Genomic DNA, 19056 nt, shown 5'->3' with positions numbered 1-19056 from the left:
AAGCCATTCTCAAAATTGCTGCTCGCTCATTCTACCAGTCCATAATGCATCTCGAGCTTCTTGCTTAAATAATTCTTTTATTGTGTTATACGAAATGTCGGCAATCTGAGCAATCTCTTCCCAATAGGAAGGAGACAGATTAGTTACTATTACTCCTGCTATATCAAGCACAAGCTGTGGTTTATTCATGATTCGAGTTGGCCTGATAAAATCCCTGCTCTTCTAATGACTTCAATCCGTTCTTCTCTACCTTCGATTTTCTTAATCATATCTATAGCTGTTTCAAAATTCATGATGACATAACCGGTCGTTTCATAACCTTTTGGCAGCTCAACAAAATTCTTAACTTTTGCTAAATAATATAGCCTATAAGCGTCAAATTCTTTCCAATACCAACTTGCAAAAAGAGTTCTTTCATCGGATAGTTCTATCCCTGCTTCCTCCATAACTTCTCGATTCAAACCATCAAATAATGATTCATTCTCTTGTAATCGACCCCCAATTGTCGTTAATACTTGTTCATATTTATCCCATACCATCACCAAATCTCCATTCTCAAGGATCGGGACGCAATGAACTCCACCTATCTGCTTATTTTTTGGCACCTCCGTAATAAATTCCAACATTTGATTCACCCTTTCTACACTTATTATTCTTAGCCTTAGCACCACTGCGAATGCGGATTATATGATTTGTATAATTGTTGAAATCCGGTGACAGTTTATACTTCCGATGCGAACTTTCCTGTGGAAAGCTTTCGGGCGACCGCTGCGCTTCTCCAGAATAATTCCGCCTTCTCCGTTGAAGTACATCTATCTCTTTAATTCAATCTATATAAAGGATTGATTCTTATCCTTCTATAAAAAGAGACCTGCAAGAGTCTTTCTGGTAAATTACAACTTTAGGATCATTATTTTAATAATGAAGTTCTTACCACCCCCTACTGTCAATAAATGTATTGATTTGGGACATATGATGTTGGTTGTGCCACACAAACCTCTGGAGAGCTGTATCTAAAGTGATTTTACCAAGTACTTGAGTTCTAAAATTTCGATTATAATCTTCTGGGTTTAATCCGTTGAGTAAGATGAGAAACCGACTGTGGAGTATTTCAAGAAGTGAAATTGAGGTTTCGATGGGGACTTCTCTGTAATCGTTCAATTCTGCCCACAAATCTTCACGATAAGAATCAGATAGAGGTTCATCTTCAGTTAATGCTCTTTTGAAACGTAAGTAAGCATTCATGTCATTATCGGCTAAATGATGTACGATTTGCTGAATTGTCCAGCCATCTGGACGGTATGGAACACGGACCTATTAAAAAGTATTGAAGGACAAGTATTTCTATGCGATGTCATTGTCTTTACGTTCTGCACCTATATAGTCCTGTATATGTTTAATGGCATCCTTTTTGTTCTTAATATAAAATCTCTTATTTGAATAGGTTTGAGTCAATTCTGATACCTCTCCTAAGTCATATCGATGATTCCACTCAACCATCATTTTTATTAGATTGCTGAAAGTCTGTTTATAATTCCATGATTCAATCCCTGTTCGTGATCTAATAAATCTCTTTATTATTCTATGATCTCTCACCCAGACGTTAGGAACAAGAATGAAGATGATGTCCGCACATCCGAAGCTTTCTCCTGTCCATTTGGATTGCGCACCTTCCACGATCCATGACTCAGACTGAATTATTTTGAAAAATGTTGCATTGCGTACTTCTTCAGGATATCTAAGATCTTCCTCACTTCTATCCCAGATCATATTATCTATCTCATAGTATGGGATATTAAATTCCTTAGATAACTCACGAGCTAAACTAGATTTCCCGCTCCCACAAGGACCAACAATCCGTATTTTCAAAAAAAACGACTCCTTAGATCAATAATAAATAACAAATATCTAATCTTCCCAATAGAAAAACGCATCAAAAATCTTATAGTGGTCCTCATCCGAACTGTAGTGATGTGGCCCGGTTCTCTTACTCAACTTGATTTATATCACACCAAACTTTTTCAAAGCGTAAGAGATTCCGTCTTCACTTGCCTTTTTGGTAACAAAATCAGCCTTTTGTTTGAGCTCTTCCTCAGCGTTTCCCATGGCAATCCCCAGTCCTACATATTCCAACATTTCGCTGTCGTTTCCGCCGTCACCAAAAGCGATAGCTTCTGACCTGGAGATGTTGAAGTGCTCTAGTACTTGCTTAATGGCATTCGATTTGGAAGCCTCTGTTTCTTCAAATATGCTCATCACGTAGCCATGCCATCGCTTAAACTTGAGTGCAGGGAATTTGTCTATGAATTTTTGAGCCTCACTATCGTCTGCATATAAACACATCCCGTATACCTGTTCTGTTAGAGAACTCATTTTTTCAGGATACTCTGTAAGACTCAAAGTTTCTTTTAAGGCACTCATAATTCGCTCATTATCAGAACCTATACCGTTCATGGAATACCGCTCCGTAAAATAGGAAATGCCGTGACCATTTAGGGTAGCAAAGTCCGTGATTTCCCTAACCGTTTCTGTCGTCAGCACTGATTTATAAATCGTTTCATCATTACATTTTACTAGCGCGCCGTTAGCGGAAATAATAGTATCAATCCCTATCGCTATAAGCTCTTCGCAGAGATTGTAAGATCTGCCTGTCGCAACTACCACTTTGATTCCTTTATCAATCAGTTTATTAATAGCTTCTAGCGTGCTTAGGGGCATACTTCTATCAATCTCACTAAATAGGGTCCCATCAACATCAAAAAATACAACCTTGTACATTGTGTAAACAAACCTCCCTAGTGTTTCTCAATAACTACTCAATATCTATCCATTCAATATGCTATTGATCACTTTCATTTCATTAAAAACTCTTGCTTTCCCTTTATCTGTTCTATACCAGTTTTCCTTGTCAATTCCTCTATGATCCAACAGCGGTAATACATCGAATATTCTATTAGAATCAGCGTGAAGAGTTGCCAAGATTAAGAATCGTCTACAGAAAAACGCCTTGCCTGCCAACAAAATATTCCTCATGTCTTTGTCTAGTTGCTGAACCGCACCAATAACAACATCACATCCATCATTAAACTCTCCTGCTATGGGATGAATGATATCGGCTGGTATATCAAGCTCAACTAATAGAGGAGTGTGGTATTCATATTCGTTGGCCTGTAAGAAACTATTGTATACATTTGGGATAAAAAGATGATTAAACCCTTCTTTATGAAACAGATTAGATATCTGCTCATTTAACTCAGGAAAGTGGCCTGGATGATAAATAACCGCATCTGCTCTGGTAAAAAGTTGTTGCCTTTCAATAAAAATAATATCGCTTATGTTTTCAACAAATTGTTGATTCACTTCGCCCCCTCCGATCTATCCTACGTGAAAATAATAAAACTAATTCTAAAAGAAGGCGTACTGCCAGATTAAGTTCTTTAACCATGTGGTACATCCTTTAAAGTTTGTTCCCAACTGCGATCCATCGCCCGTCAATATCCTCGAATACAAATTCACGATTGTTATAATCCGTTGTTGATAATGGTCGTACTATCTTAATTCCTAAATCCATTAATTCTTGCTCTAACGCCTTCTGCTCATAAGCAACAAAGTATGCGTCGTAACCATAACCATGGCTTATGCGATTCGGAATAATTTCATTATTCTTGGATTTGGTTACCACGATCTCTATGGAATCCCTATAAAGACAAACATGAGGCTCAGCCGATTCAAGGTAATAGTCAGCCCTAAATCCAATCCCTTCATAAAATTGAGCTGTCTTATTAAGATTCGGTGTCGGGAATATTTGTAAGCAGTGCGAAAATCCTTGATTCATATGTGCACCTTCTCTCGAGTAATTTATATTATCAGTTCTAGATAATGAGTGACTTTCTCATCGTCCATAACTTCCTTAAATCCGAGGGCCTTATAAAATTCACTCGCATTAGGATTATCCGTTCTTAATACAAGCTTTCTATAATGACTTTTTGCGGTGTTTATTACTTCTTCTGTAAGCCTTCTCCCAATACCATATCTCCTAAATTCCTTCAGAACATAAAGTCTTCTAACCCTTCCGATTACTTCTTCAGAATACGGATCTCTATTCAATCCACATATTCCTATGACCCTGTTATGTAAGCGACATTCAAACAATGCTTCATCTTCGTTATGAAATCTATTAATTCCTGTAATGTAATCATTTATCAATCGATTGATATGTCGAAAACCTTCAGCAGTACTTTGAGCTAATAATTCGGCAAGATCTTCGGGCTTGAAATCAGTCACTTTTTGATAGATAAATTTATCCATATCCTAGCGTTACCTCCAGCAAAAAGCCTATTATAAATTGACCTGATAATATCCTGCTGCTCCTAAAAAATCAGTCCTCGTTAATCCTTTTTCCCCCAACAATTGCCTATAGCTATTTATAGTTCCGTCGTGGGCGATTATAAAGACTCGGCTATTACCTTGAGCTTTTATCCACGTAATGAATCCATCTCCAAGTTTTTTAAATAATTTTTCCTCTTTGTCGTTAATTCCATCAATCCATACTTCTTGGTTTGCTGCATCAATCACAACGAATTCATGGTATTCCTTTTCAATTCTTTCTATTGGTAAGTGTTCATCGCATTTCAATCTGCTCCATTTCGGATTCTGTGGAAACATTCTTGGTCCTACTAATGGACTGATATATTTTATGGGTTGATCAAGATTTTCTGTTAGAATGTTTGCAGTTTCAATTGTTCTTATCGTGGGACTAATAATAAAAAGATCCTCATAATTGAAGTTAAACTTAGCCTTTAACTGCCTTACCTGGATTTCACCCTTAGCCGTTAAAGATGGATGCTCAATATTTAATCGATCAGGAACATTCAAATTATGTTCACCTTGTCCATGACGAATAAAGACTAATTCCATCATTGATCACCAGCCTCTTTGAGTTGTTCACTCCTCTTCTTGCACAGGTTTTTACGACACAACCCGGTCTTAGATAGCTCCTATCTTTGACCGGGTCGTGTTGGTCTGAGTTGACTTCCATAAATTATACATACAATAATTATAGAGCGAAAAGATGTCAGCAATACGATATTTAATACCACTGTGTTGATACCATGCAATAGATTCTTTAAGATTACCTACTCCTATTCTGATCAAGAAGGAAATACAGATAACTAAACGTTCTTTTGCACAACAAACACCTGCGAAATCGTTTTATGCTTCCCTGTTAGTCCATCAATCTCAATCAACTCTTCTTGCTCAACAAACTCTATATTTTCGTTTTTATAATATTTCTTCCAAAATGCAACCGCGGCCTTATTCCGTTCCAATTGATCTATTTTAATTGTTCCTGAGAATTGATCCAGAACCAAACTTACGGCTTCTGCTGCTAAATTCAACCCTCGATATTTCTTTAATAAGAATAGCTCCTGGATCGTATAATCCAGCCCTTCTGATACAAATGGAGGAGAACAAACTAGAATAAATCCAATGTTTTTGCCATCATAATTGATGAAAAATGGATGTAATTCATTCCGTTCTAGATATAAATATGTATTCGTTGGATCAAACTTCCCATCATCTTTCGGATCTTCACCAGTAAATTCAGATAAATCATACAAATATAAATTGTACATATTTAAAAATAGTTCTTGTTGTTCTTTTTTAATTCTTGTAATTTGAATTTTCACGTCGTCAGCACCTTTTTTCGAATTTGTATTGCACTAATCAAAGCATCCCTATCTCTGCATCTACTCTTGATTGTTTTGGTTAAATTAATTATTTCAAATGCTTCCTCCGTATGGAACCATCTTATTTCCTGAGTCTCCTCATCATAACCGGTTACTCTAGGCGCTGGCTTCATTAAAAAATACTTGGTGATACATGTGTCCGATTCAAACTCTCCCGGTATCGGAGCAATGATTATACATTCATATCCCGTTTCTTCTCGAACCTCTCTTCTTGCTGTTTCCTCAGGAGAATTATCACTAATATGAGCTCGTCATTTCGAGCCACCTAGCAACAACTTCTTTGAGTTTGTCTTTCTTCTCCACCAAATCACTCATATTTAATATTTTTACAATTGCCCTATCACCAGAGACCCATTCTAATAAACATGTGTTATCTTCGAACAGAGGTCCACTCTCGTCGTGATCTTTTTTCTTAGCACCACAGTGAAAAACTAAGCGAAAAAAACCTTTCCCTTGTAAATTCAAGGTCACTCGGTCTTCACCATTAAAGCAGAAACTTGGCGCATTCCATTTAATATGTTCAGTAATTTGATCATTAACACTTAAAATAATCTTTCGGACCTCCACTATTTCCTCCTTGAATGGATGTTCAAGATTTTTCAAGTATTCAACGACCTGTTGGTGGCCAGTCATTTTTGGCATGAGGTTACTCCTCCAAATGTGTTTCGATAAACTCTATATGTTTATGACAAATCCCGTTTTCTTACCCTTAACGAACCCTGCTCTCTCATAAAATCGATGAACTTCTTCATCTTCTCTTCCCGTCAAAAGCATAATTTTATAACAGTTCTTCCCCTTTGCCATCTCGATAGCTTTATCTAGTACCATTTGTCCAAATCCATTCTTTCGATATTCCTCATGTGTTATGACATTTTCAATTAATCCATATGGTCTTGCATTTCTCGTTAAGTTTTTAACAATGGCCAAGGCGCACGATGCAACGATGACTCCATTATGTTCAACTACAATGATGTTCATGTTCCGATCATTTAAGATGTCGTTCCAATGATCTATTAAATCCTGGTTTCGAGCTAGATCCGGATCTTCTGGTTGTAAAAATTTGTATAGAGTTAACAGACCCTCCAACTCATCTTCACGTATAAGCCTACTTATTGTACTCAACTCGTTGCACCTTCTCTCTCCAAGTATTACATTTATTTCGTTGTTATCTGATGTTAATTCCTGCTTGAAATTAAAAAGAGAGAGATTTCTCTCTCCCAAATCGTTTATTTTACTAGTTTCATGTCCCTTTTCAATGATTTCTATAATCATTTAAGTCACCTCTGTATCAAGGACACTTGCATCAGAAATAAAATCCGGCGTTTGCATGTATATGGAAATCCGAGCTATTTTCTTAACACATGATATGTATTGCTTGTTTACGAATCGAAATATCGATTGGCGTTTCACCGATTATTTCCCCATCTCCAGTAGCCAGCATAGGAGAACTCGATGAAATTTTTACTTTTTGCCCCTGAAGCATCGAAATCCCAGGACGAAAAACATGTTTTCCAATAAACACCAGAGGAAGTAGTCGTAACGCTTCAAAACGGGAAATTCCGTGCACGATACAAATATCAAATACCCCATCCGTATATGAAGCCTCGGGACAAATGTTCATTCCTCCACCGTAATTCGGGATATTAGCCACGGCAATGAGCCATACGTCTGAAAAAATCGTTTCCACTTCGTCTACTTTAATATTTACCGTATGAGGACGATAGCGGGCTAATATCTGAAGCAAGCTTATTACATAAGCCAAACGACCCAATCTGAGCATGTTTAACCATTTTTTATACCTCGAACGATTTACAGTTTGTGCTATTTTTCCATCAATCCCGATACCAACAATGGTTGTATAAGTTTTGTTACCGCTTTGTGCTATGTCTATTTTTTGGATCGCTCCGGTTAGTAAATAGTTCAGCGCTTTTTCGGGAGTTAATGGTATCCCTAAAGCCCTGGCAAAATCGTTACCCGAACCTGCTGGAATTATGCCTAACGGGATATTGCTTCCTGCCAATTCGCCGACAATACTTTGTACCGTGCCGTCGCCTCCTACAACCGCAACAGCTTTCACTTGATCCGATTCATTCACATTTTTCAGCAACAATTGCACGGCATGAACCGGATTATCCGGAAACTCAACCCGATAATGGATCCCTTTTTCCTGAAGCAATGGTTGTATTCGTTTCCACACCTTTAATCCTTGTCCGTTTCCGGACAGACTGTTCACTATGAAGAGAATCATTCCAGCCTCCTATTTTGACTACACCTGTATTATTCCACAAGAAGAAGAGGCCATCGAAGCTGAAGTGCCCGTTACTATGCTCCAAAATTGCTTTTAGCCTTCTCGACTATTCAGGATGTTACTCAAGTTTACAATGCAAATATTTGATAATATTTTACCTTAAACAGTAAGAGGTTTGAACATTCATTTTTCTACTGTTCTATAAAAACGATCGAGTTAAAGAACTCAATGCAGCAGACGGTAATGGGTGGATGATATACTATATTAGATTAGATATTAAATTTGCTGCTGCTTACAAAGGCCTGCAATTCTAGCTCTTGCCTCATGCCCATTTCCATCTTCATTCGTAATTGCATATACTTCTCAAGCAGCGGATGACGGTATCCCAAGTAACTGCTGATTCTGCCTGTCACCGAGTCATCCGTATGCTCATTACTCCATTGAAACAACTCTTGGTAGAGGTCGGTTATCCTCTCTTGATTGAGTGGGGCAAACCTTACTGGGTGTAGATCACCAACCAGTTTCAATTCTAGCAGGTCGTGTAATACATCAAACTTGTGTTCTATCATTCGCTCATCCTCAATGCCATCCTCATTGTTCTCACCAATAGGTGTCCGATCCTTCAGATCCGAAATAAGTTCACTGAATGTCAGTTCGACCATTTGCATGGCCATATAACCCCACCAATGGCTACCCGTTCCTATACTGTACATTTCCCAATGAGGTTCCATTAATATATATTTAATTTGTTCTTTTTGTGTACTGCCAAACATGGAAATACCCAGTACCAGCCCCGCATTACAATCCGTAGATGCCTGTTGCCCCCACGAAATCAGCCTAGGAACGATTTGATCATTTGCAAATTTAAAACTTAGAGCTGGCAGAAATTCAGGAAAAAGCGGCTGCCCGTATACCTTTTCCAACTCATTCTCCAACCTTGCCTGATACAATTCACAAGGAAGATGCAGAAGACCTAGACAGGCATCTTTGGACAAATACCAGTCGTTTGCACAAATGCAATTTACCATATAGTCAATATGTTTTTCATACCCCATATATCCCAACACATGTAGAACTTCGCTGGGCATGCCTTTCCTGAGTAGCCCCTTCTCAAAGCAAAAATGATCTAGTTTCTCAGCCAGTGCCAAGTCTCCACATCTCATAACAGAATCCAGCAGCAGCGTGCGCCTGTAATCGGAGGGTTGTTCTGAGAAGATTTCAAATAATGCCGCTGCATCCTCCTTATCTCCGTACATAGATATAATATGGCAATAGGATGTAAGAATGCTAGCATCAATCTTTTGATCAGACCTGAACAGTTGTAGAAGCTTTTCTGTGGTTTGAATCATCTCTACACTCCTGTTTTCATTAAGTTATACTGTTCCCAGCAGTACCAACTCAGTTCGAAGGCATTTGGTTATGTACCCCCCATTTGCACATCTCCTCCAGTATTGGCATCAAAGTTCTGCCTCTTGGCGTTAATGAATATTCCACCTTTGGAGGTGTTTGTTGGTACTCTTCCCGTTTGACAATACCGCTGTCTTCCAGTTCTTTCAACTGGGAGCTTAACACCTTGTGAGTGATTTCCGGAATGCGCCTCTTAAGCTCTCCGTAACGCGTAACCTTTTGGCAGGTTAATTGATACATAATTTTCATTTTCCACTTTCCGCCAATAATGCTTAAAGTATAGTCAAACGGAGTCAGGTTGCTTAGTTTTTCCGTAGTTTGGGTCTGTTTGATCATCAGAGTCCTCTCCTTAAAGTAAGTACGCACCTAAAAGTGCGTACTAGTTTATATTTGACACGTGTTTATACTTAAGTTAGTCGAAGTGCTATATGAGTTCCGGATGCTGACGGACAGCTAAGAAAGGAAGATGATTATGCCAAGGCATGATGCGAACGAGTTTACTACAAGCGATTTAAGCGAGCAGGAAATGTACAAGCTGATGATCGGTTCGGTTGTACCGAGACCTATTGCATGGGTTTCCTCCAAAAGCAAGGATGGCGTTCTCAATTTGGCGCCCTTTAGTTTTTTTACCGTAGCTTCTCGCAACCCACCGACACTGCTTATTTCCATTGGTCCGGGCGTAGGAGAACGGGAAGGTACAGTCAAGGATACGCTGACCAATATTCGTGAGATCGGTGAGTATGTCATCAATATGGTCTCAGAACCTTTGGGCGAGGCGATGCATCGTTCATCCGCCAATGTCGGGCCGCAGAAGAATGAGTTTGAACTTGCAGGAGTCACGCCAAAGCCTTGCAAGAGCGTCGATGTGCCGGCGGTGCTTGAAGCGCCTATCGCTTTCGAGCTTAAGCTGGATCGAATTATTCCTGTGGGCGGAGATCATCTGGTACTTGGAATCGTGGAACGTGTGCAGCTGGACTCCGCCGCCTATGCAGGAAATTATAAAACAGCAGTGGATAGCTGGAAGCCGTTGGCAAACTTAGCCGGTGACTTTGCCAGATTGACGTCTGCATTTCCGCTCGGACCAGGCAATCGTTAAACTATGAATTGTATCAAGGAAAGAAGTAGCGAGGGACTAGGACGAAAAAAAGTCCAAGACTCCCGCTGCTTTTATTGCTCTATCGTTTTCCGTTGGCTCAACTTTTTAGTTCTAGATGAAGTAAGGGGAATGGCCGACCTGTTCCGTCTAATTCTGATCGTCCTGTTTGCACAAATCCATACCGTTTATAAAAAGCTCGCGCCCCCTCATTTTGCTCATTGACGTCAACTTCGAGGTGGCTACCTTTCAATTTTTCAGTGTTTTTTAGTAATCGACTACCAATTCCCTGTCCGTGGTAATTAGGGTCGACAAATAACATCTCTATTTTACTACCATTAAGCCCAATAAACCCAATCGGTTCGTTATTCCCATTCACTTCTACCCAAATTTCCACTTCATGTAATGCTTCATTTTGAACGATATGATGATAAAATTGAATGTCTTTTTCGGACAAAAAAGTGTGGGTAAGAACCACAGCACGATACCAAATATCCACCAATTTTTCATGATAATTTTGTTGATAAGGAACAATTTCGTTGATCATTATTAATCCTCCACTCTAGTACTTACTGATGATACTGACTTAAACTACTCTTCAACATCTCCATTATTAACTCTTGCAATTGTCTTGGGGCGATAACCTTTGCTTCGGGACCATAGGAGAGCAATCTTCGTGCTATAAATGGAAACTCTTCTGGAGGAACTTGGCCTCGCCATTCGTTGTGTTGAAGGGAATTAAATAGAGGTTCCGATCCTGCGAGCCTTGCTCCAAAGTCGGTAAATTGCAACACCACTTCTACACTTTCTCTTTTATCCTCTGAGTCTAACCACTCTTTAAGGGTCGGAATAGAATTGTCCGATCGATTAAGTGTACCTACCTTCTGCATCCGATCTACACGATACAATAACACTCGTTCATGTTTCAGAGCTGGCATGTACCAATATCCATGCTCATAATAGATGCCAATCGGATAAGCTTTCACATTCTTCGTTCCGCTGCGGGATGAATACAAAAATTCAATCTCTCTTTTTTCAACTGATGCACTTAATATTTTCGTTGTCAGTGACTCTGGCTGTACCGAATGATATTGATGAAATGTAATGTGCTGTCTCATGCGAATAATCATATCTTGTACATCGCTGGGTAAACTTGAAAAATAATGTTCTGCTAAATGGGCACGAATCGATCCATATGGAAAGTCGGGGACTTTTTCCAAATATTCAATCATCATAAATAAACCAAACGCCTCATGCTGTGTAAGTTGAAGTGGCGGCAAAATTCTGTTCGGCAGAACACGATATCCCCCGTGTGCACCTACCTCTGTATAAAGAGGTACACCCATCTGCTGCAAATAATCCAGGTCACGTTGAATTGTACGTACCGATACATTAAATCGTTCAGCCAGTTCACGGGCAGTGAATTTTTTCCTCGAATCTAATAATCGCATTATCGTAAGTCTTCGATCATTCATTTCCCTCACCTAATTACGTCATTTTTTGTCGTAGTTATAATGTATCATAATCCTTAGAAGGGAGCGATTGATAAATGAACAATAATAAAATAGTACTGTACATCGCCATGAGTTTGGATGGTTATATCGCCAAACCCGACGGTTCCGTCGATTGGCTGTTTGATGTCGAAGGGGACGGACAGGATAATGGATATGGTGAATTTTATAATACGGTAGGTACGGTCGTAATGGGGCGACTCACGTATGAAGAAGTGCTAAAGCTCAGTGATGACTTCCCCTATGCCAACAAACCATGCTACGTCCTGTCGAGATCGAAGCAAGCCCCTGCCCCGCATATTATGTATACGGATGAGGCTATAGATACTCTTATTCCAAGGTTAAAGCACGAATCGGATGGAGACGTTTGGCTTGTAGGAGGAGGACAACTTGTATCTGCTTTTTTGGAAGCAAAATTGCTTGATGAACTTTACATCGCTGTCATTCCGAAAGTACTCGGAGAAGGTATCCCACTGTTTCCAAAAGGAACCATACTAAGTACTTTTCAATTAACTCATATGGAGAAGATCGGACAAATCGTTTCATTGAGTTACAAAGTAATTTAGCATTAGAGACTTGCTCACATCCAAACGACCAGGTAGTTAAACAAGTTAAGACTATCCGATTTATGCAAGATAAATAGAAGTTATACTATCATTTTTCTTGAGTTAATGTTAACATCTTGCTGTATGTCATTTTACTTTTAAATATGAAGGAGGGAATATCTGATGAAAAAGAGATCGATTAAATATTTATCTTTCGGTATTGGGTATTCTACTGCTGTTTTTTTCTAGAATTAATTTCTGACGGGATAAGTCCGTCTAAAGTTAAGAAGTATTAAAAAACAGTAAAAATATATAACATTTCCATAGGTTATGTATTTTCTATTTAAAAGGAGACTTTACAAATGATGAACTTAAATAATAATGTAGTTAAAAGATATAATCCAGAAAATATAGCAAAACCTGTTGGAAACTATAGTCATGTAACAAAAATAAGTAGAAATGCTGAAATGTATGTATTTTCCGGTCAAATTGGTATCGATCAAAACAATGATATCCCCACAGATTTTAATCAACAAGTAACAAATACAATGAACAATATTGTTGCAATCCTTTCTTCTCAAAAGTTGACTCCTGATCATGTAATTAAAATCAACATTTGGGCCACAGAAGAAATTGATTGGGATCATTTCTATGAAATATGGGATAGAGTATTCGGTACCACACATCCTTCTATGACGATTGCTTATGTTAAGGGATTAGGTTTACCTGAATTAAAAATCGAATTAGATGTTTGGGCTGCAGGTTGATTTTTAAAGTCCAAAAAGTGACTATATGATATTATCCCCTCATGGTAGACAGTATAAAAAGATCTCATGTTATGATGAGTTCAAAGACTGTTGATCGGAGGGGATTTTTCATCTAAGCGGGCAATATGTTTACTTACCATCCTTTAAGGTTTTAGATGTGAGTATCAATTTATCTTTATTGGCTTCAACATACTTGAACAGATACTCAAAAATATTATTTTCTTCATGATAGAGATACAATTGTTCGGCTTCAGTTTCAATCAAATCCATAACATCGCTTATGGTCCGGCCATGTGTTTCTAAAAAATTGGATATCTGATATTCAGTCAGACTACTCCGATTCCCCCTTAATTTTTGCAGGCTAATTCCGTTTGTCATTAAAACCGTCTTAATTTTCTTCATTATATTTAGATCCTCACGAAATTGGATTCTTTCTAAGGTCTCCATGGTTTCCTCGAAATAGCAGCCGCTAGAATTTTCTAAGTAACCAGTAATTCCATTCATATTCAACTCAGTATCCAAGTCAATAACAAGTATGATATCTCTTAACACTTCAGGAAGTTGTTCGAAATGTTCTCTTCTGTCACTAAAATGATCTTTATAAATATGGAGAGCAATATGCTCAACAATCTCCTCCCCTGACATCATTGAAAGCCTGTCGACAGGTAGTAATTTATTTATCAAATCCTTGATGTTCATCACACTCCTTAAGATCAGTCTACCCATTGATTTGGTCCTTCTTCTTACCTTTAATAATTGTCGCATATTTACTTTCAGTTTCCTGAATCGACTGGATTTGAAACCCTGTTGATTGAAAAAGACGTACATATTCATCCACATCGATCGGATAAAGCTTTAATTTCCTACTACCACATTCAAACCACTCATCGTCTTTACTAACCGACAACACAAATGATCCATTATTTTTAAGCGAATTGTATATATTTTTTAGTGCTTTCTCTTTGTCCTCTATGTGTAAAAAAGTCAATACACTATAGGCTGCATCAAAGGTATTGGGGCGAATAAATTGATGTGCATCTGCCAGTTCAAGCTTCATGTTTGAAAACATACTTAGATTAGACCTAGCTCTTTCTAAGCTCTTTGGTGAAATATCAATTCCAACAAGAAACTGACATCCTGCATTCAAAACCGATTTAGCTATTCTGCCCGTTCCAATTCCCACATCTAATACGACCTTGTTCTCAGCTTTTAATGCCTCGAAAAAAATGTCACCATCCCATCTGTTCATATAAGCTTGTAGTAATGGAGGATCTTGCACAGGATCATTTCCCTCGTCAATCAGCAATTCATAATGCTCGAGAGTAGTAACCACCTTCATAGCTATACACTCTTCCTTTTCTAAGGTTTTTTGGCTGATATTACATTCCAGTGTTAACGATGTCCCACCGATTTTCTTTGATTTCGCTCTCGATATAATGCTTAATGGTTTTATTCAATTCGATATCCTTATTTTTATCCCATATCGTACTTACTTCGAATATTCCTGGTCTGAAAAACAATGGTATTCTTTCTCGAAACCAATCCTGCATAGGAAGTTCATGGAGTTGATCCTTGCTGACCCACATCAATTCCCCTTCTGGAGGGTTTGTAAGAAGATCGCCCTCAAATGAAGTTACCAAATAATTGAAGACCATGTAACGAAGTCCAGAATTAATTTCGCAGAATTAATTTAGTCCCTTATATATGATGTCTTTTACAATTAAGCCTGTTTCCTCTTTTACCTCTCGAATTGCTCCATCTACTATACTTTCTGGAAAATCGACTTTTCCGCCTGGTGCAATATATCCTGGGAACCCTAAATGATTCGGACGGTTCATTAGCAGTATCCTATCCCCATCTTGAACCATGCTCATCGTCAGTATCTTGTGATTTATCTCATTTGGCATTCAGACCAGATCCCCATTCATGTCGTTTGTTGTTCGAGCTCTTCTTAAATCTATTATATATAACGACTACGAGTATCAAATATGAGGGAATCCACTTTAGTCCACGGAGTAAAGGTGGTCGTTAATGGGTAACGCTGACCAGCTTCCGCTGATTGATATGCACCGAACATAATCTCGTATACGTGCAGCTGCTGCTTAGCCGATTGTACCGGCTGTTCCCCGGTTCTAAGGCAGTGAACAAAATGGGAAATAACACTCTCATTTTTTTGCTTAGAAAGCTTACCCTGTGGGACATAACAATTCTCGATCCCACGCCAATTGACTTGTTCTGAATCTGGTATACATTCTCTTAATGTATGGATAACCAGCGGATAACCACTATCATTCAAAGCTATAGTCCCGTTACGTCCATAAATAATTGTATTATTCTGTTTGAACGACAGTCCCCATAATGAGCGAATAACCGCATGTTGTCCTCCCGCAAACTGGAGGATTATGGACACATTATCATCCACATCACTACACACTTTCTTACCATCACCGACAATACGATTCGGGATTAAGGTGTTTACTTCTGCCATAACGCTTACAGCCGGTCCTAACAAGCAAATTAGTCGGCTAATCGGATATACCAAGCAATCAAGCACGGCCCCTCCATGGGATATTGATTTATCATAATACCAGTTGTCACGCCATGGTCCCGGAAGGGAAAGTTGCGCCTCGGCTCCCGTGATTTTTCCGATATATCGTTCATCAACATATTCTGAGGCCGCCAGAAAAGCGGGATTCAGATCAAACGGTAAACTCATGAAGATGACATTTTTCTCCTCAGCAAGGGATACCATCCGCTTACAATCCTCAAAATTGGTAGCCATGGGCTTCTCGTTAAGAACATTCAACCCTCGCTCTAGGGCAGCAAGCACCGGCTCCGTGTGCATGGAATGCGGTGTGAGCATCAAGCTCCTCACTATCCATCATGACCCGATAATCATCGTACCAACTTGGGACTCCATAGATTGATGCCTTCTTCTCCGCATTTTCCAAGTGTTTTGAGCAAACTGCAGCAAAACGTACTCCTTCTAATTTGGACGCCTGCTCAAAATATCGATTACTAACATGCCCGCTGCCTATCATGCCTAAATGAATCATTTTCATAAAAGACCTCCTTATATAAACTTTTAAACTATCATCGAATGTATTTATATATTTTCTCGTGCAATTTTCGAAAAAGATTAGCGCCCCAGTAGCCCTAGATAACTCTTATCTTAGGCTGGGGCGCTTGTCGACTGTTATTCTTCCTTTATTATACATACAGCAACCAAGAGGGGTAAGTCCAAAAGCGTGAATACACTGTTACATATAACCACCTAAAAAACATTACTAACTATCGGTAGTCCTTTCTCTAATCTTCTTCTACTCTCATTAAGATATGTACTAGTCCAATCATTTAAATTACCAGATTCTAGTCGAAAAAGCCTTAGCCTTTAGGCATGGGATGAATCGGCTTAGGGCAAGGGCTGTCATTAGACAGCTTAATTGTCCTACACTGCCAGTTAGGGTATAGTGAACGTATGCTCGCTCTTTGAAAATAGTATACATATGGGGTTGTGGCGACTAACTCTTTCGCCACGTAAAATGTATGAAGTCGTCAAGAACAAGACGCTAAAACATTTGAGCAAACAACCTGTCTCATCTGGTAACAGGGTGAGAGCCTAAGATGCTATATGCACTGTCTTAGGAGGGGCGATGACACGCCCTAAACTTGAGAGTTGTCCAAAACAGAAATGGATTGAGGGCGTTAACTACTCAAGAATCCTATCTGCGCCAGCAGACTTGCCCCTTTAGGGGTGGGAGTGTCAATAAAATCAAAGCTGCGATACATGCCAATGTAAACTATAAGTTCCCTTATGTCCCCATGTATTAAACCGTAACTTTTTTCTTTATCTATATTATTTACTTTTACCTTAAGTTGACCGAAGCTTTTATAAACATCAGTTTGGCTAGAGGGTATGAACTTGCTCATGTTCTTCAAGTAAAAATTATCAGTCCAGTCATGACGTGTCGTGCCCTTACTGCTAGGGGAATAAATCCTCGATAATCCGTGGATTTTCCCTGTAATCTCTCCACACAGCTCCGATATTATCAAAAAGAAGCTGTGCCGACATCTTCACTTTAGGTTCTCTGGGTTTAATCCCTGTAATTTTTCAGGAATAAACAACCCGTCTTTTCGGATTAAAATATCATCAAACCATATTTCTCCTCCGCCGTATTCCGGCCTTTGGATATTAACAATATCCCAGTGAAGTTCGGACCAATTTTCATTTCCAGGTGAACCAAGAGGAACACATCCAGGAGTGAGGTGGAAACTTCCCCATACTTTTTCATCGAACAAAGTATCTTTCATTACATTTTCAATATAAGGGTTAAGACCTATTCCAAATTCACCAAAATACCTTGAACCTTCATCAGTATCCAGTAATTTATTAATTCGATATGAGTCATTTGCGGTAGCTTTAATAATTTTACCATCCTTGACTTCAAGACAAATATTATCGTAAGTAAAGCCTTCTTTTAAAGAAGGTGTGTTATACGAAATCACTCCGTTGACAGATTCTTTAACCGGCATTGTATATACTTCTCCATCCGGAAGATTCATGATTCCTGCATCTTTAATTGAAGGCATGCCCTTGATCGAGAAGGTTAAATCTGTTCCTACACCCTTAATTCTAACTTTATCTGTTTGATCCATAAGCTCAACTAGATTATCCATCTCTTTATCCATTTTTGAATAGTCCAAATTGCATACGTTAAAGTACAAATTCTCAAAATCCTCAGTTGACATGTTCGCCTGTTGAGCCATCGCATGATTCGGATAACGAAGAATGCACCATTTCGTATGATTATAACGTCTGCCATTGATAGGCTGGGAATAATGCTTTCGATACAACGCCATCTTCTCAGGACTAATACCACTTAATTCACTCATATTCTCCCCGGCTCTAATGAGTATATAGGCTTGCATATCGTTAACTCTGTTTAAGTCGTATGATGCCATTGCTTTTAATTGTTCCTCGGTACAATCTTTTAATATTTCTCTTAATAATTCATGATTGTTTATTAAAAGAAATGGAACCCCATCGACACGATACGCCTGTCTCACCAATTCTTGAGCTAAAGGAATTTCCAAACCATCTACTTCAATTAGTATCTTTTCTCCTTGTTGTAGCTTCACCGAATATTGAATGAGATTTTTAGCGAGTTGTTCAATTCTTGGATCTTTCATCGTTAGTCACTTCTTCCTTTATGATTGAGAAAATTACCGCGTCAACAAATCTTTGCTTCACATAATAATATTTTTTTAAGTACCCTTCTTCACTTAAACCAGACTTCTCTAATAGTTTTCTAGATTTGATGTTATCTGGATATGTAAAAGCCTCTATGCGGTTTAACTCAAGTTCTTTATATCCAAAGTTAATCACTTCTCTTAGAACTTCAGTCATGACTCCTATACCCCAATATTCAGGGCTTAGTTCATACCCAATCTCAGCTTTAAAATGTTTCTTAGACCAATTGTGAAAACCACATGTCCCGATAACTTTATCTTCAGTCTTAAGAGTGATTCCCCACCTTATTCCTTGCTGAGTAATAAATCGATCATTGAATATTCTTATAAGACTTTCTGCTTGCTGCAGTTCCGTGAAACTATCTAAATCATAAAACTCTGTCACTTCATCTTTGGAAAAATAATTATACAAGTCGACGGAATCCTCTGGTCGTAATTGTCGGAGTATCAATCTTTCAGTTTCAATTGTAGGAAATGTTTTCAATATT

27 protein-coding genes and 2 pseudogenes are annotated in these 19056 nt (G+C 38.6%); 3 read left to right on the top strand and 26 right to left on the bottom strand.

Features of this window, described 5'->3' with window-relative positions; all coding sequences use genetic code 11:
- Positions 1–9: 9 nt before the first annotated feature.
- From B9N86_RS08360 to B9N86_RS08285, 16 genes and pseudogenes are all read right to left on the bottom strand, one after another.
- Positions 10–189 carry a hypothetical protein gene (locus B9N86_RS08360; protein ID WP_208918602.1) on the bottom strand — a complete coding sequence of 60 codons (180 nt, stop codon included), beginning with the start codon at positions 187–189 and terminating at the stop codon, positions 10–12.
- A complete protein-coding gene (locus tag B9N86_RS08355; RefSeq protein ID WP_208918601.1) occupies positions 186–626 on the bottom strand; it encodes an NUDIX hydrolase in 441 nt (146 codons plus the stop codon). The genes B9N86_RS08360 and B9N86_RS08355 overlap by 4 nt, the downstream gene beginning before the upstream one ends.
- Positions 627–930: 304 nt before the next feature.
- Positions 931–1296, bottom strand: a pseudogene (locus B9N86_RS08350) (DinB family protein); the annotation flags it as partial.
- 48 nt (positions 1297–1344) lie between these two features.
- Positions 1345–1869, bottom strand: a complete 525-nt coding sequence (locus tag B9N86_RS08345) for a P-loop NTPase family protein (RefSeq protein ID WP_208918600.1) — start codon at positions 1867–1869, stop codon at positions 1345–1347.
- A 132-nt stretch (positions 1870–2001) separates the two neighbouring features.
- On the bottom strand, positions 2002–2778 hold the full coding sequence (locus B9N86_RS08340) for a Cof-type HAD-IIB family hydrolase (RefSeq protein WP_208918599.1): 777 nt from the start codon (positions 2776–2778) through the stop codon (positions 2002–2004).
- 45 nt (positions 2779–2823) lie between these two features.
- Complete coding sequence (locus tag B9N86_RS08335; protein WP_208918598.1) at positions 2824–3360, bottom strand: hypothetical protein; 537 nt, start codon at positions 3358–3360, stop codon at positions 2824–2826.
- Between the two features lie 97 nt (positions 3361–3457).
- On the bottom strand, positions 3458–3835 hold the full coding sequence (locus B9N86_RS08330; protein ID WP_208918597.1) for a VOC family protein: 378 nt from the start codon (positions 3833–3835) through the stop codon (positions 3458–3460).
- Positions 3836–3858: 23 nt separating this feature from the next.
- Positions 3859–4308, bottom strand: a complete 450-nt coding sequence (locus tag B9N86_RS08325; protein WP_208918596.1) for a GNAT family N-acetyltransferase — start codon at positions 4306–4308, stop codon at positions 3859–3861.
- A 30-nt stretch (positions 4309–4338) separates the two neighbouring features.
- Positions 4339–4920 carry a histidine phosphatase family protein gene (locus B9N86_RS08320; protein ID WP_244563009.1) on the bottom strand — a complete coding sequence of 194 codons (582 nt, stop codon included), beginning with the start codon at positions 4918–4920 and terminating at the stop codon, positions 4339–4341.
- Positions 4921–5171: 251 nt separating this feature from the next.
- Positions 5172–5687, bottom strand: coding sequence for a GNAT family N-acetyltransferase (locus B9N86_RS08315; RefSeq protein ID WP_244563008.1), 516 nt, complete (start codon positions 5685–5687; stop codon positions 5172–5174).
- Complete coding sequence (locus B9N86_RS30940) at positions 5684–5989, bottom strand: NUDIX domain-containing protein (RefSeq protein WP_208920166.1); 306 nt, start codon at positions 5987–5989, stop codon at positions 5684–5686. The genes B9N86_RS08315 and B9N86_RS30940 overlap by 4 nt, the downstream gene beginning before the upstream one ends.
- Positions 5985–6389 carry a DUF1801 domain-containing protein gene (locus B9N86_RS08305; RefSeq protein WP_208918595.1) on the bottom strand — a complete coding sequence of 135 codons (405 nt, stop codon included), beginning with the start codon at positions 6387–6389 and terminating at the stop codon, positions 5985–5987. Before B9N86_RS08305 ends, B9N86_RS30940 begins: the two co-directional genes overlap by 5 nt.
- A 33-nt stretch (positions 6390–6422) precedes the next feature.
- Positions 6423–7019: a GNAT family N-acetyltransferase gene (locus B9N86_RS08300; protein WP_210190659.1), complete on the bottom strand. Its 597-nt coding sequence runs from the start codon at positions 7017–7019 to the stop codon at positions 6423–6425.
- 82 nt (positions 7020–7101) lie between these two features.
- Positions 7102–7995, bottom strand: coding sequence for a diacylglycerol/lipid kinase family protein (locus B9N86_RS08295; RefSeq protein WP_208918594.1), 894 nt, complete (start codon positions 7993–7995; stop codon positions 7102–7104).
- A gap of 269 nt (positions 7996–8264) precedes the next feature.
- Positions 8265–9344 (bottom strand): hypothetical protein, encoded by a 1080-nt coding sequence (locus B9N86_RS08290; RefSeq protein ID WP_208918593.1) that lies wholly within the window; start codon positions 9342–9344, stop codon positions 8265–8267.
- Between the two features lie 49 nt (positions 9345–9393).
- Complete coding sequence (locus B9N86_RS08285) at positions 9394–9738, bottom strand: winged helix-turn-helix transcriptional regulator (RefSeq protein ID WP_208918592.1); 345 nt, start codon at positions 9736–9738, stop codon at positions 9394–9396.
- A gap of 136 nt (positions 9739–9874) precedes the next feature.
- Here B9N86_RS08285 and B9N86_RS08280 point away from each other — a divergent pair, with 136 nt between their 5' ends.
- On the top strand, positions 9875–10498 hold the full coding sequence (locus B9N86_RS08280) for a flavin reductase family protein (protein ID WP_208918591.1): 624 nt from the start codon (positions 9875–9877) through the stop codon (positions 10496–10498).
- A gap of 97 nt (positions 10499–10595) precedes the next feature.
- Here B9N86_RS08280 and B9N86_RS08275 read toward each other — a convergent pair whose 3' ends face one another.
- Together B9N86_RS08275 and B9N86_RS08270 are read right to left on the bottom strand one after the other, a co-directional pair.
- Positions 10596–11042, bottom strand: a complete 447-nt coding sequence (locus B9N86_RS08275) for an acetyltransferase (RefSeq protein WP_208918590.1) — start codon at positions 11040–11042, stop codon at positions 10596–10598.
- A gap of 22 nt (positions 11043–11064) precedes the next feature.
- Complete coding sequence (locus B9N86_RS08270; protein WP_208918589.1) at positions 11065–11970, bottom strand: helix-turn-helix transcriptional regulator; 906 nt, start codon at positions 11968–11970, stop codon at positions 11065–11067.
- Between the two features lie 74 nt (positions 11971–12044).
- Here B9N86_RS08270 and B9N86_RS08265 point away from each other — a divergent pair, with 74 nt between their 5' ends.
- The gene (locus B9N86_RS08265; protein ID WP_208918588.1) at positions 12045–12572 is read left to right on the top strand and encodes a dihydrofolate reductase family protein; all 528 of its coding nucleotides are present in this window, start codon (positions 12045–12047) and stop codon (positions 12570–12572) included.
- A gap of 341 nt (positions 12573–12913) precedes the next feature.
- Entirely contained in the window at positions 12914–13318 is a 405-nt protein-coding gene (locus B9N86_RS08260; RefSeq protein WP_425298577.1) for a RidA family protein, read from the top strand.
- A 129-nt stretch (positions 13319–13447) separates the two neighbouring features.
- On the opposite strand, the gene B9N86_RS08255 is transcribed toward B9N86_RS08260, so the two are convergent.
- The 8 genes and pseudogenes from B9N86_RS08255 to B9N86_RS08220 form a co-directional block, all read right to left on the bottom strand.
- A complete protein-coding gene (locus tag B9N86_RS08255; protein WP_208918587.1) occupies positions 13448–14044 on the bottom strand; it encodes a DMP19 family protein in 597 nt (198 codons plus the stop codon).
- Positions 14037–14657, bottom strand: coding sequence for a class I SAM-dependent methyltransferase (locus B9N86_RS08250; protein ID WP_208918586.1), 621 nt, complete (start codon positions 14655–14657; stop codon positions 14037–14039). The genes B9N86_RS08255 and B9N86_RS08250 overlap by 8 nt, the downstream gene beginning before the upstream one ends.
- 40 nt (positions 14658–14697) lie before the next feature.
- Positions 14698–15225: pseudogene (locus tag B9N86_RS08245) on the bottom strand (NUDIX domain-containing protein).
- Between the two features lie 53 nt (positions 15226–15278).
- Positions 15279–16163, bottom strand: coding sequence for a Gfo/Idh/MocA family protein (locus B9N86_RS08240; RefSeq protein ID WP_208918585.1), 885 nt, complete (start codon positions 16161–16163; stop codon positions 15279–15281).
- Positions 16111–16374 (bottom strand): Gfo/Idh/MocA family oxidoreductase, encoded by a 264-nt coding sequence (locus tag B9N86_RS08235; RefSeq protein ID WP_208918584.1) that lies wholly within the window; start codon positions 16372–16374, stop codon positions 16111–16113. Before B9N86_RS08235 ends, B9N86_RS08240 begins: the two co-directional genes overlap by 53 nt.
- 649 nt (positions 16375–17023) lie before the next feature.
- Positions 17024–17248: a hypothetical protein gene (locus B9N86_RS08230; protein WP_208918583.1), complete on the bottom strand. Its 225-nt coding sequence runs from the start codon at positions 17246–17248 to the stop codon at positions 17024–17026.
- A 144-nt stretch (positions 17249–17392) separates the two neighbouring features.
- Positions 17393–18508, bottom strand: a complete 1116-nt coding sequence (locus B9N86_RS08225; protein WP_208918582.1) for an aminopeptidase — start codon at positions 18506–18508, stop codon at positions 17393–17395.
- Positions 18489–19052 carry a GNAT family N-acetyltransferase gene (locus B9N86_RS08220; RefSeq protein ID WP_208918581.1) on the bottom strand — a complete coding sequence of 188 codons (564 nt, stop codon included), beginning with the start codon at positions 19050–19052 and terminating at the stop codon, positions 18489–18491. Before B9N86_RS08220 ends, B9N86_RS08225 begins: the two co-directional genes overlap by 20 nt.
- Positions 19053–19056 lie beyond the last annotated feature (4 nt).

The organism is Paenibacillus uliginis N3/975 (assembly GCF_900177425.1).
In the GTDB taxonomy this organism is placed as follows: domain Bacteria; phylum Bacillota; class Bacilli; order Paenibacillales; family Paenibacillaceae; genus Paenibacillus_AQ; species Paenibacillus_AQ uliginis.
This window is presented reverse-complemented; position numbering and strand designations above follow the sequence as displayed.